The 13,275-nt window shown below is 68.8% G+C and carries 10 protein-coding genes; 4 read left to right on the top strand and 6 right to left on the bottom strand.

Features of this window, described 5'->3' with window-relative positions; genetic code table 11:
• Nucleotides 1–14: 14 nt before the first annotated feature.
• The 4 genes from A5712_RS27895 to A5712_RS27880 all read right to left on the bottom strand — a co-directional run bounded on the left by A5712_RS27895 (nucleotide 15) and on the right by A5712_RS27880 (nucleotide 4,867).
• On the bottom strand, nucleotides 15–1,358 hold the full coding sequence (locus A5712_RS27895; RefSeq protein ID WP_068113099.1) for a phosphotransferase: 1,344 nt from the start codon (nucleotides 1,356–1,358) through the stop codon (nucleotides 15–17).
• On the bottom strand, nucleotides 1,355–3,127 hold the full coding sequence (gene treS / locus A5712_RS27890; RefSeq protein ID WP_068113292.1) for a maltose alpha-D-glucosyltransferase: 1,773 nt from the start codon (nucleotides 3,125–3,127) through the stop codon (nucleotides 1,355–1,357). The genes A5712_RS27895 and treS overlap by 4 nt, the downstream gene beginning before the upstream one ends.
• 120 nt (nucleotides 3,128–3,247) lie before the next feature.
• Nucleotides 3,248–4,291, bottom strand: coding sequence for a S1C family serine protease (locus tag A5712_RS27885; RefSeq protein ID WP_068113097.1), 1,044 nt, complete (start codon nucleotides 4,289–4,291; stop codon nucleotides 3,248–3,250).
• A gap of 111 nt (nucleotides 4,292–4,402) precedes the next feature.
• Nucleotides 4,403–4,867: a nuclear transport factor 2 family protein gene (locus A5712_RS27880; RefSeq protein ID WP_068113093.1), complete on the bottom strand. Its 465-nt coding sequence runs from the start codon at nucleotides 4,865–4,867 to the stop codon at nucleotides 4,403–4,405.
• Between the two features lie 39 nt (nucleotides 4,868–4,906).
• On the opposite strand from A5712_RS27880, the gene A5712_RS27875 reads away from it, so the two are divergent.
• Nucleotides 4,907–5,332, top strand: coding sequence for a TIGR03668 family PPOX class F420-dependent oxidoreductase (locus A5712_RS27875; protein WP_068113090.1), 426 nt, complete (start codon nucleotides 4,907–4,909; stop codon nucleotides 5,330–5,332).
• Between the two features lie 168 nt (nucleotides 5,333–5,500).
• Nucleotides 5,501–7,660 (top strand): elongation factor G-like protein EF-G2, encoded by a 2,160-nt coding sequence (locus tag A5712_RS27870; RefSeq protein WP_068113087.1) that lies wholly within the window; start codon nucleotides 5,501–5,503, stop codon nucleotides 7,658–7,660.
• A gap of 98 nt (nucleotides 7,661–7,758) precedes the next feature.
• On the opposite strand, the gene A5712_RS27865 is transcribed toward A5712_RS27870, so the two are convergent.
• Complete coding sequence (locus A5712_RS27865; RefSeq protein ID WP_068113084.1) at nucleotides 7,759–9,306, bottom strand: FadD7 family fatty acid--CoA ligase; 1,548 nt, start codon at nucleotides 9,304–9,306, stop codon at nucleotides 7,759–7,761.
• Between the two features lie 212 nt (nucleotides 9,307–9,518).
• Between A5712_RS27865 and oxc the strand changes: the two genes are divergently transcribed.
• Nucleotides 9,519–11,240 (top strand): oxalyl-CoA decarboxylase, encoded by a 1,722-nt coding sequence (gene oxc / locus A5712_RS27860; RefSeq protein ID WP_068113081.1) that lies wholly within the window; start codon nucleotides 9,519–9,521, stop codon nucleotides 11,238–11,240.
• On the opposite strand, the gene A5712_RS27855 is transcribed toward oxc, so the two are convergent.
• A complete protein-coding gene (locus A5712_RS27855) occupies nucleotides 11,224–12,165 on the bottom strand; it encodes a LysR family transcriptional regulator (RefSeq protein ID WP_068113078.1) in 942 nt (313 codons plus the stop codon). The genes oxc and A5712_RS27855 overlap by 17 nt on opposite strands.
• Nucleotides 12,166–12,482: 317 nt before the next feature.
• Between A5712_RS27855 and A5712_RS27850 the strand changes: the two genes are divergently transcribed.
• Complete coding sequence (locus tag A5712_RS27850; protein ID WP_068113075.1) at nucleotides 12,483–13,238, top strand: L,D-transpeptidase family protein; 756 nt, start codon at nucleotides 12,483–12,485, stop codon at nucleotides 13,236–13,238.
• Nucleotides 13,239–13,275 lie beyond the last annotated feature (37 nt).

The raw sequence follows: 13,275 nt of genomic DNA, 5'->3' as shown, positions 1-13,275 counted from the left end.
TACCTATGTTTGCGCTACGCCGCGGTCAGCCGGGCGATGGATCGCAGCGGGATCGGCAGCCAGCCCGGGCGGTGTCGCGCCTCGTAGCCGGCCTCGTACACCGCCTTGTCGAGCTCGTAGGCGGCCAGCAGCTGCGCCGAATCGCGCGGGTCGGTGCCCGACACCGCCGCGTAGCCGTCGCAGAACGCGGCGCAGTTGCGCTCGACCCATTCGCGGGCGCGCGCCGCCAGTTGCTTGTCCGCACCCTGGTCGATCAGCGGCCCGTAGGCCGCGTACTCGAACGACCGCAACACCCCGGCCACGTCGCGCAACGGCGAATCCGGCGCGCGCCGCTCGTCGAGCGGCTGTCCCGGTTCGCCTTCGAAGTCGATCAGCAGCCAGCTTTCCGGTGTGCGCAGCACCTGCCCCAGGTGCAGGTCGCCGTGCACCCGCTGAATGGTGATCGTCTCGCCCGCGAGCTTTTGGAATCGCTCCTCGATCGTCGCCGCGTATTCCTCGAGTTCGGGCACCTTCGCGACGGTTGACGACAGCCGCGCCAGCACGGTGTCGACCGGGAACGTGGCGTCGGCGGTGCCAAGGCACTCCGCCAGGGTGGCGTGCACGGACGCCACGGCTTCACCCAGCCGGTTGGATTCGGCGGCGAAGTCACCGCCGACCTCGTAGGCGTACAGGTCGCCCTCCGCGAACAGGTCGCGCACGCTGGCGGTGGCCATGGCCCAGCCCTCGGCGGCGTTCGACGCGAATTCGGTCACCATGCCCAGGGGCCACGGGTCACCGTCCGACGGGACCATCTCGTAGGTGCCGAGCAACCGCGCCACGTGCGGGTTGCCGGCCCGCGCGAGCACCCGATTCAGCTCGATGTCGGGATTGATGCCGCTGCTGACCCGCCGAAAGACCTTGAACATGGCGTCTCGATCGAAGATCACGCTGGTATTGCTCTGCTCGGCGTCGGAGACGTGCGGCAGCGCCTCCAGCGGCAGCTCGACATCGGGCTCTTTGGTGAACGCCACCTGGTCACCGGACGAGCCGCGCACGGCGGCCGCGTCGATGAGCGAGAGCAGAAACCGCGGCGCGTCGGTGTCGTACAGCGCGTCGAAACCGGTGCGGTCGTCGGCGGCGCCGATGGTGGCGACGGTGCTGTACTCGGACACCGGCGCGGAGTCCCAACGGACGATCACCTGGTAACGCTCCGAGGAACCGTCGGTGTACCGGGCGTCGACGAGGACGAGGTCGAGGTCCTCGCGCAGCGGCACGACGACGCCGGGCTCGGCGCTCGACAGCTCGCGGTTGCGTCCCGCGTACCACCGTTGCTGCGGAAGCCACTCAGACCAGGGCAGCTTGACTGGCTGAGTCGTCATGCGTTCTCCTCACATCCGGTCAGCTGGAACCAGTAGAACCCGTGTCCCGGCAGTGTCAGCAGGTAGGGCAGGTGACCGATGCGCGGAAACTCCACATGCCCCGTCAGCTCCACTGGTGTGCAGCCGCTCCATTGCTGGAGGTTCAGTTCGATCGGCTGGGGGAACCGGGACAGGTTGTTCACGCACAGCACGGTGTCCCCGTCGTCCGCCGCGTGGCGCACGAACGCCAGGACCGACGGGTTCGACCCACCCAGTTCCTCGAATCTTCCGATCGCAAAAGCCTTGTGCCGCCCTCGCACCGCCAGCATCACCCGGGTGAAGTTGAGCAGCGACGTCGAGGTGTCGCGTTGCGCCTCCACGTTGACCGCCTGATACCCGTACACCGAGTCCTGGCTGGGCGGGAGGTACAGCCGCCCCGGGTTGGCCTTCGAGAAGCCGGCGTTGCGGTCCGGTGTCCACTGCATCGGCGTGCGCACCCCGTCGCGGTCCCCCAACCAGATGACGTCGCCCATGCCGATCTCGTCGCCGTAGTAGAGGACCGGCGAGCCGGGCAGGGACATCAGCAGCGCGGTGAACAGCTCGATCTGGTTGCGGTCGTTGTCCAGCAGCGGTGCGAGCCGCCGGCGGATGCCGACGTTGGCTTTCATCCGCGGGTCCTTGGCGTACTCGGAGTACATGTAGTCGCGCTCTTCGTCGGTGACCATCTCGAGCGTCAGCTCGTCGTGGTTGCGCAGGAAGATCCCCCACTGCGCCATGTCCGGGATGTCCGGCGTCTGCGCCAGGATCTCCGAGATCGGGAACCGCGATTCGCGGCGCACCGCCATGAAGATGCGCGGCATCAGCGGGAAGTGGAATGCCATGTGGCATTCGTCGCCTCCGGTGCTGGCGTCGCCGAAGTACTCGACGACGTCGGCCGGCCATTGGTTGGCCTCGGCCAGCAGCACCCGGCCGGGGAATTCGTCGTCGACGACCTTGCGGACCTTTTTGAGGAAGGCGTGGGTTTCGGGCAGGTTCTCGCAGTTGGTGCCCTCGCGTTCGAAAAGGTAGGGCACCGCGTCCAGCCGGAACCCGTCGATGCCCAGGCCGAGCCAGAACCGCAGCACGTCGATCATGGCCTCCTGGACGGCCGGGTTGTCGTAGTTCAGGTCGGGCTGGTGGGAGAAGAACCGGTGCCAGTAGAACTGGCGGCGGACCGGGTCGAAGGTCCAGTTCGATTCCTCGGTGTCGACGAAGATGATGCGGGCGTCGGTGTACTTGTCGCTGGTGTCGCTCCACACGTAGTAATCGCCGTACGGCCCGTCGGGGTCGTGCCGGGACTCCTGAAACCACGGGTGCGACTCGGAGGTGTGGTTCATCACCAGGTCGGTGATCACCCGGATGCCCCGCTCGTGGGCGGCGTCCAGCAGCGCCACGAAGTCGTCGACCGTCCCGAACTCGGGCAGCACCTTATAGAAGTCCCGGATGTCGTAGCCGCCGTCCCGCAGCGGCGAATCGTAAAAAGGGGGCAGCCAGATGCAGTCGATGCCGAGCCACTGCAGGTAGTCCAGGCGTTCCATCAGCCCCCGCAGGTCACCGGACCCGTCGGCGTTGGCGTCGAAGAACGCCCGGACCAGCACCTCGTAGAAGACGGCGTGCTTGAACCAGGTCGGATCGGCGGGCAGCGCGGCAGCATTGTCGAAATCTTCGGCGTTCGGATGCTCGACCACGCCCCCCTCGACGTGACTGCCCCCCGCGGGATCGTGCTCGACTGCGTCTCTTGCGTCGTTCATCAATTCCACGATGCCACGTGTACCCGACACGGCAACTCGGGAATCACGACCGCAAGCGAGCGACCAATCCCCATGTGCCGCAAGCGAATCCGGCGGAAGGCGGTCATTATCCGCGCGGCATCAGGCCGGAGGCCCGTCCGCCAGCGTCACCGGTCCGCTGCGATCGCCGTCCCCCTTGGCGCGCCAGTGCAGGGTGACGGTGTCGCCGGGATGATGCGGGACGAGCACATCCGTCATCGAGGTGGCCCCGGTGATCGGGATGTTGTCGAACCCGGTGATGACGTCGCCGGCCGAGATTCCGGCCGCCGCCGCGGGACCGCTGCCGACGACGCGTTCGACCCGGGCGCCGTTGCCACCGTTGTCGGTCACGCCCAGGCCCAGGAAGGCCGTCGGGCCTATGTGCACGGTGTTCGACGCGGCGCCGGACCGGATCTGTCCGGCGACCGCCATCGCGGTGCCGATCGGGATGGCGAAGCCCTGGCCGCCGGACATCTTGTAGCTGTCGGTGGCCGCGGTGTTCATCCCGATCACCTGGCCGGCTTCGTTGACCATCGGGCCGCCCGAGTCACCCGGCCTGATCGCCGCGTCGGCCTGGATCAACCCGCCCAGGTTCTCCTCCGCACCGGTCAGCGTGTCGGTCGCGGACACGCTCTGGTTGAGCCCGACGACCTTACCGGCCACCGCGCTTGGCGTGCCGCCCTGACCACCCGCGTTGCCCAACGCGACGACCGGCTCGCCGATCGCGACCCCGCCGCCAATGTTGGCGGCGGGCAGGCCGCCGCCCCCACGGAGTTGGAGGACCGCGACGTCCGCGGTCCGGTCGTAGCCGATGACGTCGACGGCGTAGGTCTGGCCGTTGCCGACGGCGAACGCGTTGATGTCGGTGGCCCCCGAGATCACGTGGTTGTTGGTGAGAATGACGCCGCCCGGATCGATGACGATGCCGGTCCCGGCTCCGACGGCGTTGTTGTAGCCGAACTTGGTGCTGATGTCGACGACCTGGGGCCCGACCCTGCCGACGATGCCCGACGGGTCCAGCGGTGCGAGGGGCCGGTCGTGGGTCGGCGACGCCGACGCCGGCGCCGCGGCCAGGCCCAGCCCCACCACGGCCAGCACGCTGACCAGCCATGACCACCAGACGGAGCGGTGGTGCCATTTGCTCATACCGTCACCTCCTGCGACGCAGTAAGAACCAGAATTTGGCCCAGCCTCCCGGTCTGGGTAACACGACTCGATGTGTATAACCGTAATGCAGATAGCTATTCGCAACAGTGGTCAGGCCCCTTGGGCCGGCGCGATGGGGTGGGCCAGGTGCCGGCTGACGTCGCCGACCATGTCGATGAGCGTGAGATCGCGATAGCAAAACCGCCACCGGCCGTCGACGCGTTCGAATCGGTCGTGATAGCGGCCGGTGACGATGGTCTGCAGCGGTAGCTCGTCGGTCTGCTGCAGCACCGTGTAGTAGCTGCGGCAACTCGCGGTGCCGGCCCCCTCATCGATCTCGATGATCGGATTGGTCGTGACGTGCTTGGTTCGCGGCGTCCCGTCCGGATGAAGCACGATCAGCGATTTCCAGATCCCCAGCAGCCGGGCCGCGTCGACGGTGTCCGGTTCGGCGTCCGAGCCGCCGATCCTGATGCGGGCGTGTTCGAACAGCGTGGCCGCGCCCGCCAGGTCACCGGCGTCGATGCATTCGGCGTAGCGGTACAGGAGGTTGGTGATCTGGGTCTCGGCCAGCATGCGGTTAACCTAACGCGGCGCCGGCCCTAATCTGAGGCGGTGGGCGAATTCGACCCGAAGGCCCGATTCACACAGTCCCCGATAGCCCGCCTGGCCACCGCCGCGCCCGACGGCGCGCCGCACCTGGTGCCGGTGGTCTTCGCCGTCGACGAGGCCGCGCCCGGCGGGCACGACGTCATCTACACGGCCGTCGACGCGAAACCCAAGATGACGCGACGGCTGCGGCGCCTGGCCAACATCGAAAGCAACCCACAGGTCAGCCTGCTCGTCGACCACTACGCCGACGACTGGGCGCGGTTGTGGTGGGTCCGCGCCGACGGTCTCGCCTCCATCCACAGCGACGGCGCGGCGATGGACACCGGCTTGCGGCTGCTGCGCGCCAAATACCCCCAGTATCAATCGGTTTCGTTGGACGGCCCGGTCATCGCGGTCACGGTGCGGCGCTGGTCGGGCTGGCACGCCTGACCCGACGGCCGTCGGCACCGATCTGGTGGGAAACCCCGCCCCCAATTGTGGCTGGGCGGTGGCCTTGTGTTGGGCGGCAGTTGGGGGAAAAGTTGCCTACAGGCGTCCTGTGGTCTGCACCACACCGCGCTGCAGGACGCCTCAGCGCGGCGGAACTGGAGGAAAGTCATGGCGGACAAGGCGAACACTTCCCTGGGCGTGGCGGCCGCTCCCACGGCGAACGGTCCGGGCGATGTTCGCAACGTGGTCCTGGTCGGGCCCTCCGGCGGCGGCAAGACCACCCTGGTCGAGGCGCTGCTGGTCGCCGCCGGCGTGCTGACCCGGCCGGGGTCGGTCACCGAGGGCAGCACCATCTGCGACTACGACGACGCCGAGATCCGCCAACAGCGCTCCGTCGGCGTCGCCGTGGCGTCCCTGTCGCACGGCGGCATCAAGATCAACCTGGTCGACACGCCCGGGTACGCCGACTTTGTCGGCGAGCTGCGTGCCGGGTTGCGCGCCGCGGACTGCGCGCTGTTCGTGATCGCCGCGAACGAAGGCGTCGACGAGCCGACCAAGTCGCTCTGGCAGGAGTGCAGCCAGGTCGGCATGCCACGCGCCGTGGTGATCACCAAGCTCGATCACGCGCGGGCAAACTATTCCGAGGCGCTGGCCGCGGCGCAAAACGCGTTCGGCGACAAGGTGTTACCGCTGTATCTGCCGATCGGCTCACCGTCCTGCGAAGGCCTGATCGGCCTGCTGTCGCAGACGCGCTACCTGTATTCGGGCGGCAGACGCACCACGCAGCCGCCCGACCCCGCGGACGCCGACCGGATCGAGGAGGCGCGCGGCAGCCTGATCGAGGGCATCATCGAGGAGTCCGAGGACGAGTCCCTGATGGACCGCTATCTCGGCGGCGAATCGATCGACGAGTCGGTGCTCATCGAGGACCTGGAGAAGGCCGTCGCGCGGGGCTCGTTCTTCCCCGTGATCCCGGTCTGCAGCGGCACCGGCGTCGGCACCCTCGAACTGCTGGAGGTCGCCACCCGCGGCTTCCCGTCCCCGATGGAACACCCGCTCCCGGAGGTCTTCACGCCGAACGGCGCGACGCACGCGACGCTGGCCTGTGATGTCGACGCGCCCCTGCTCGCGGAGGTGGTGAAGACGACGTCGGACCCCTACGTCGGCCGGGTGAGCCTGGTCCGGGTGTTCTCCGGGACCATCAGGCCCGACACGACGGTTCATGTGTCGGGCCATTTTGCGTCGTTCTTCGGCGCTGCGAACGGGAACGGGCATTCGCACCCCGATCACGACGAGGACGAACGCATCGGGGTCCTGTCGTTCCCGCTCGGCAAGCAGCAGCGCCCCGCGGCCGCCGTGGTGGCCGGCGACATCTGCGCCATCGGCAAGCTGAGCCGCGCCGAGACCGGCGACACCCTCTCGGACAAGTCGGAGCCGTTGGTCCTGCGGCCGTGGACGATGCCCGAACCGCTGCTGCCGGTGGCCATTCAGGCGCACGCCAAGACCGACGAGGACAAACTGTCCGTCGGGCTGGGGCGCCTCGCCGCCGAAGACCCGACGCTGCGGATCGAACAGAACCAGGAAACGCACCAGATCGTGCTGTGGTGCATGGGCGAGGCCCACGCCGGCGTCGTGCTGGACGCGCTGGCCAACCGGTACGGCGTCACCGTGGACACGGTCGACCTGCGTGTCCCGCTTCGAGAAACCTTCAGCGGCAAGGCAAAAGGACACGGCCGCCACATCAAGCAGTCCGGCGGGCACGGCCAGTACGCCGTGTGCGACATCGAGGTGGAACCGCTGCCCGAGGGATCCGGTTTCGAGTTCGTCGACAAGGTGGTCGGCGGCGCGGTGCCGCGCAACTTCATCCCGAGCGTGGAGAAGGGGGTGCGCGCGCAGATGGAAAAGGGCGTCCACGCGGGTTACCCCGTGGTCGACATCCGCGTCACCTTGTTCGACGGAAAGGCGCACAGCGTCGACTCCTCGGACTTCGCGTTTCAGGCGGCCGGCGCGCTGGCGTTGCGCGAGGCGGCGGCGGCGACCAAGGTGACCCTGCTCGAGCCGATCGACGAGATCTCGGTGCTGGTGCCCGACGATTTCGTCGGCGCGGTGATGGGCGACCTGTCGGGGCGCCGCGGGCGCGTGCTCGGCACCGAGGCCGCGGGGAACGAACGCACGCTGGTCAGGGCCGAGGTGCCGCAGGTGGAGCTGACGCGGTATGCGATCGACCTGCGTTCGCTGGCGCATGGGGCCGCGTCGTTTACCCGTTCTTTCGCCCGCTACGAACCCATGCCCGAGTCCGCGGCAGCCCGGGTGAAGACCACGGCGTGACGCGTCGTCGGCGCAGGTAGTTTCGCCGAGATTGCCGCCCTGGTTGTGCTGGCGTCAAAATCGCGACCTTCACGGCAATCTCGGCGCGCCCCTCAGGGCTAGTTCCCGCGGCCGAATTGGTCGGCCACAGCGCGGCGGTCCAGCGAGCCCTTCGCGGTGTGCGGCAGGGCGGCGGCTTCGGCGAAGGTGGCGGGAATCTCGAAGGCCGCCAGCCGCTCGCGGCAGAACTCCGCCAGCTCGGCGGATGCCGGCGCGGGCGATTGCCGGGGCACGATCACCGCGGCCACCGTCTCCCCGTACATCTTGTCCGGCACGCCGAAGACGGCCACCTCGAGGACGTTGGGATGCGTGGCCAGGACGCCCTCGACGCGCTCCGGCGAAATCTTCTCGCCGCCGCGGTTGATGAGCTCCTTGATCCGGCCCCGGATCGTCAAATCGCCCGCGGGCGACAATGATCCCAGGTCGCCGGTGCGCAGCCATCCGTCGGTGAAGTTCGCGGCGGTGATCGCCGGGTCACCGAGGTAGCCGCGCACCACGGTGGTGCCGCGCAGCCAGACCTCGCCGACGGACCCCGCCGGCAGCGGCCGACCGTCCGGTCCGGTGATCCGGATTTCGGGCCCGGTGGACCGGCCGACGAGACCCGGTGTGGCGGCGGGGTTTTCGCTCTGCCCGGCGCCGGTCGTGGCCACCTGGTGGGTGGCCTCGGTCATGCCGAAGGCGCACACCACCGGCGCCGAAAACGTCTCTTGTAGCGCCTGGGCCGTCTCCGCGGTGAGCGGCGCGCTGCAGCTGCGGATGAAGCGCAGCGCGGCCGGCTTGTTGCTCGCCTGTTCGGTCTTGTTGCGCTCCAACAGGATCTGGTGAATCGTCGGGACGGCGGTGTACCAGGTGGCCCGGACGGCGTCGATGTCGTCCCAGAACGTGTGCGCGGAGAACCGCCCTCGCGCCGGCAGCAGCACGGTGCCCCCGGACGCCAGTGTCGACAGCAACGCGGCGATCAGCCCGTGACCGTGGTAGAGCGGCATCACCGCGACCGTCGCGTCCTGCGGGCCCAGCCCGTAGCCGGCGATGATCGCCTGCACCGATGCGGCGATGTTCTCCTGCGTCCAGGGCACCATCTTCGGCACGCCTGTGGTTCCGCCGGTGAACATGATCATCGCGTCGTCCTCGCAGAGCCCCTGCGGCGTCGAAGCGTCTTGCCCCGGCGGCGTCGCGGCGTCGAGATGCACCGCCGCCGCGCCGGCCTCGACGGTCACCGCGATCGGCCACCGGCGCAGCCCCGGCTCCCCCCCGTCGCCGGGGCCGACGCCGTCGACCAGCACCGCCCGCGCCCCGACCGCCTCGCTTCGGGTGCGCTGCTCGCCGGCGGGCAGGGCCGGGTCCAGCGGAACCACGACCAGCCCGGCGCGCGACGCCGCCAACAACCCGACGACGAACTCGGCGTTGCTGCCGGCACGGAGCGCGACCCGATCTCCTGCGGACAGCCCGCCCCGATTCAGTTGTCCGGCCAGGTCGTCGACGAGGCGAACCAGGTCGCGGTAGCTGACGGGGGTGCGCCCGGCGGTGACGACGAGCGCCGGTGCGTCCGGTCGCCGGCTCGCCGCCTCCTCGACCAGATCGGCGATGGTGTGAGTGCCTGTCTTCATCGCCAAGCCCCTTTCGGTAGATGGGAAAGCTCCTGCTCGAACCATGCCGCGCGACCGGTGTGTCCGTCCAATACCGATCCGCTCACTATCGATAACCGCCGACTATCGATAGACGGCGTGAATCGCTGCATAGCGCCTTAGTCTTGGACACCTGCGCGCACCGGGACGACAGTGATGACTGACCGTAGGTAACTCACCAGGAGGTCGCCACCATGACAGGTATGACCGACGGCTTTCACCTCGTCGTCGATGCCCTCAAGGCGAACGACGTCGACACCATCTATGGGATCGTCGGCATCCCGATCACCGACCTTGCCCGCACCGCCCAGGCGTCGGGCATCCGCTACATCGGCTTCCGGCAGGAGGCCTCGGCCGGCAACGCCGCCGCCGCCGCGGGGTTCCTCACCCGCCGCCCAGGCGTGTGCCTGACGACGTCGGGTCCGGGATTTCTCAACGCCCTGCCCGCGCTGGCCAACGCCACCACGAACTGTTTCCCGATGATCCAGATCTCGGGTTCCAGCAATCGCGCGATGGTGGACCTGCAGCGCGGTGACTACCAGGACCTCGACCAGCTCGAGGCCGCAAGGCCTTTCGCCAAGGCCGCCTACCGGATCGGCCGGATCGAGGACATCGGGCGCGGCGTGGCGCGCGCAATTCGCACGGCGGTCTCCGGTCGGCCGGGCGGCGTCTACCTCGACATCCCCGCCGATGTTCTGGGTCGGGCCCTGGAGGCGTCCGCGGCGGCGGCGACCGTGTGGCGGGTGGTCGACCCGGCTCCGCGACAGCTGCCGGCACCGGAGTCGGTCGATCGCGCGCTGCAGGTGCTGAGGCGGGCGCGCCGACCGCTGATCGTCCTCGGCAAGGGCGCCGCATACGCGCGGGCCGACGACGCGATCCGGAAGTTCGTGACGGACACCGGGATTCCGTTCCTGCCGATGTCGATGGCCAAAGGGCTGCTGCCCGACTCGCACCCGCAGTCGGCGGCGGCCGCGCGTTCGCTGGCGATCGCGCGTGCCGACGCCGTCTTGCTGGTCGGCGCCCGGCTGAACTGGCTGCTCGGCCACGGCGAGTCGCCGCAATGGTCCCGCGACGCCAAGTTCGTCCAGATCGACATCGCGGCTTCGGAATTCGACAGCAACCGGCCGATCGAGGCGCCGCTGGCCGGTGACATCGGCTCGGTGATGTCGGCCCTGTGCGACGCGGTGGCCGCGGAACCCGTCGTCGCGCCCACCGAATGGGTCGACGAGCTGGCCGAGCGCAAAGCCCGCAACGAGGCAAAGATGGTTGAGCGGCTCGCCGAAGACCCGCACCCCATGCGGTTTTACAACGCGCTGGGCGCCATTCGCTCTGTGCTGCAGGAAAATCCGGGGGTCTATGTGGTCAACGAGGGCGCCAACGCGCTGGACCTGGCCCGCAACGTCATCGACATGGAGGCGCCGCGGCACCGGCTCGACACCGGCACGTGGGGGGTGATGGGCATCGGCATGGGATACGCCATCGCCGCGGCGGTGGAGACCGGCGACCCCGTCGTCGCGATCGAGGGTGACAGCGCGTTCGGGTTTTCCGGGATGGAGGTCGAGACGATCTGCCGCTACCGGCTGCCGGTGACCGTCGTCATCCTCAACAATGGCGGCGTCTACCGCGGCGACGAGGCGCCGGCCGGCTCGGCCGCGACGGGGCCGGATCCCGCGCCGACCGTGCTGAACGGGCGGGCGCGTCACGAGCTGATCGCAGAGGCCTTCGGCGGCAAGGGATATCACGTCACCGCCCCCGCCGAGCTGCGCGCGGCGCTGGCCGAAGCGATCGCCGGCAAGGGGCCGTCGGTCATCGACTGCGAACTCGACCCGACGGCCGGCGTGGAAAGCGGGCATCTGGCAAGCCTGAACCCGAGCAGCGCGGCCACGTCGCCGGCGGTGGTCAGCGCCGGCGCGTGATGCCCGACAGTTGCGCGTCGAAGAACTCGCCCAGCTGCAACTGTTGCGCGGACGCAGTGAGCGCACGCGCGACCGGTGAGCCCGGCCCGGAAGCGTTGGTGGCCAGCGCGATCTCGGCCTTGAGCGCCGGCTCGACCATCTCGACCGCGCGGATGTCTCGGGTTTCCGTACCCAGCTGGGACGTCCACAGCCAGGTGTGCGGCACGATGCAGGCCCAATTGCCGGTGGCCACCTGTGCCAATAGCGAAGCGACGGAGTCGGTTTCGACCTGCGGGGTCACGGTGATCCCCTGGCCGGCGAAGGCTTCGTCGATGATCTGGCGATCCCGCATGTCGGCGGACAGCAGCGCCAGCGGCAGCTGCGCCGCCTCGGGCCAGGTCAGCGTCGACGCCCCGGCGGGCAGCATGCTGGCCGTCGAGAGCAGCACGTAGTGCTCCTCGTAGAGCGGCACCAGGTTCACGTCGTGGGCGTCGTCGGCGGCGGAGTGCACTATTGCGGCGTCCAAGTCGAACTCGCGCAGGCGCCGGTACAGCTCGGTGGCGGCCAGCCGGGACAGTATCTGCACCTTCGCCAGCGGATGCGCCGAACAGAACGCCGAGAGAACCAGGGACGCCGTCGTCGAGGCAGTGGGCACCGTGCCCAGCCGAAGCGTCCCCGCGATGCCGGATCGGACGGCGTGCACCTCGGCCTTGAACGCGTCGTGTTCGGCGAGAATCCGTTTGGCCCACACGACCAGTCGCTCACCCTCGGGCGTGAGGCCCTCGAAGCTGTGGCCACGGTTGATCAGCGTGACGTTGAGCTCGCGTTCGAGCTTGCCGATCGCGGCGGACAGCGCGGGCTGCGACACGTAGCACTTCTCAGCCGCCCTGGCGAAGTGGCGCTCCTGGGCGACCGCAACGAAGTACTCCAGTTGACGGAAAAGCACCCGCGGGCTCCTCGGTGTTCGGGCTGGGCCTTGGGGGCACCGGCCTGGCTGAGGCTAACACGGCGCGCCGGGCGTCCCGCCGGGGTTTTCGGCCTTTGCTACCGCGAAAGCCGTTGTGCCGTCATCGGTTCTGCACGGCCGCCGACGGTTTCACGCTTTTCGGGCGAGGGCGGGGTCGTCATCCGGGCCGCAGCGGGGCGGCGACGGCGGCGGGAACCGGGTCCAGCGAACATATCGATGTTTGCTGAAAACCGGAATGCGCCGACAACCAGTAGAATATCGTTGTGTCCGTCCATCCATCGCAAAGGGTAAGCGCCATGCGTCAAGCGGTTCGTTATCTGTTCGTTATGGTAGCGATCATCGGCATGGGCGCGTTGGGCAGTGGCGCCCGCAGCGTGGCCGCCGTCCCGCTGCCCGAGCCGGTCCCGGGGGTTGCCTCAGTTTCCCCGGCTAACGGCGCCCTGGTGGGGGTGGCGCACCCGGTCGTGGTCACGTTCACCGCGCCGGCCACCGACCGCGTCGCCGCCGAACGGACCATCCATGTCACGTCGCCGAGCGGCATGCCCGGCCACTTCGAGTGGGTCGAGAACAACGTCGTCCAGTGGGTTCCCGACCACTACTGGCCCACGCATAGCCACGTCTCGGTCGGTGTGCAGGCCCTGACGACGGGTTTCGACACCGGTGACGAGTTGCTCGGCGTTGCCAGCCTGTCCGGGCACACCTTTACCGTCAGCCGCAACGGCGAAGTGCTGCGCACGATGCCGGCATCCATGGGCAAGCCCAGCCGTCCCACTCCGATCGGGAACTTCACCGCCCTGGAAAAGGAACGCAGCGTGGTGATGGACTCGCGGACCATCGGCATCCCGCTGAGTTCGCCCGAGGGATACAAGATCACGGCGCAGTATGCCGTCCGGGTCACCTGGAGCGGCGTGTATGTGCACTCGGCCCCGTGGTCGGTCGATTCGCAGGGCCACGCGAACGTCAGCCACGGATGCATCAACCTCAGCCCGGATAATGCCGCTTGGTATTTCAACCAGGTCAACGTCGGCGACCCCATTCAGGTCGTGGCCTGAGCGCCTCGCGCGCAAGGCATTCCGCGCGCAAGACCTT

Origin of the sequence: Mycobacterium sp. E2327, assembly GCF_001672675.1 — a bacterium.
GTDB lineage: Bacteria > Actinomycetota > Actinomycetes > Mycobacteriales > Mycobacteriaceae > Mycobacterium.
This window is presented reverse-complemented; position numbering and strand designations above follow the sequence as displayed.

Coding starts and splice junctions, on each gene's coding strand:
- A5712_RS27885 (WP_068113097.1), bottom strand. CDS start 4,291: ATGAGCAAATGGCACCACCGCTCCGTCTGGTGGTCATGGCTGGTCAGC.
- A5712_RS27895 (WP_068113099.1), bottom strand. CDS start 1,358: ATGACGACTCAGCCAGTCAAGCTGCCCTGGTCTGAGTGGCTTCCGCAG.
- A5712_RS27880 (WP_068113093.1), bottom strand. CDS start 4,867: ATGCTGGCCGAGACCCAGATCACCAACCTCCTGTACCGCTACGCCGAA.
- treS (WP_068113292.1), bottom strand. CDS start 3,127: ATGAACGACGCAAGAGACGCAGTCGAGCACGATCCCGCGGGGGGCAGT.
- A5712_RS27850 (WP_068113075.1), top strand. CDS start 12,483: ATGCGTCAAGCGGTTCGTTATCTGTTCGTTATGGTAGCGATCATCGGC.
- A5712_RS27870 (WP_068113087.1), top strand. CDS start 5,501: ATGGCGGACAAGGCGAACACTTCCCTGGGCGTGGCGGCCGCTCCCACG.
- A5712_RS27865 (WP_068113084.1), bottom strand. CDS start 9,306: ATGAAGACAGGCACTCACACCATCGCCGATCTGGTCGAGGAGGCGGCG.
- oxc (WP_068113081.1), top strand. CDS start 9,519: ATGACAGGTATGACCGACGGCTTTCACCTCGTCGTCGATGCCCTCAAG.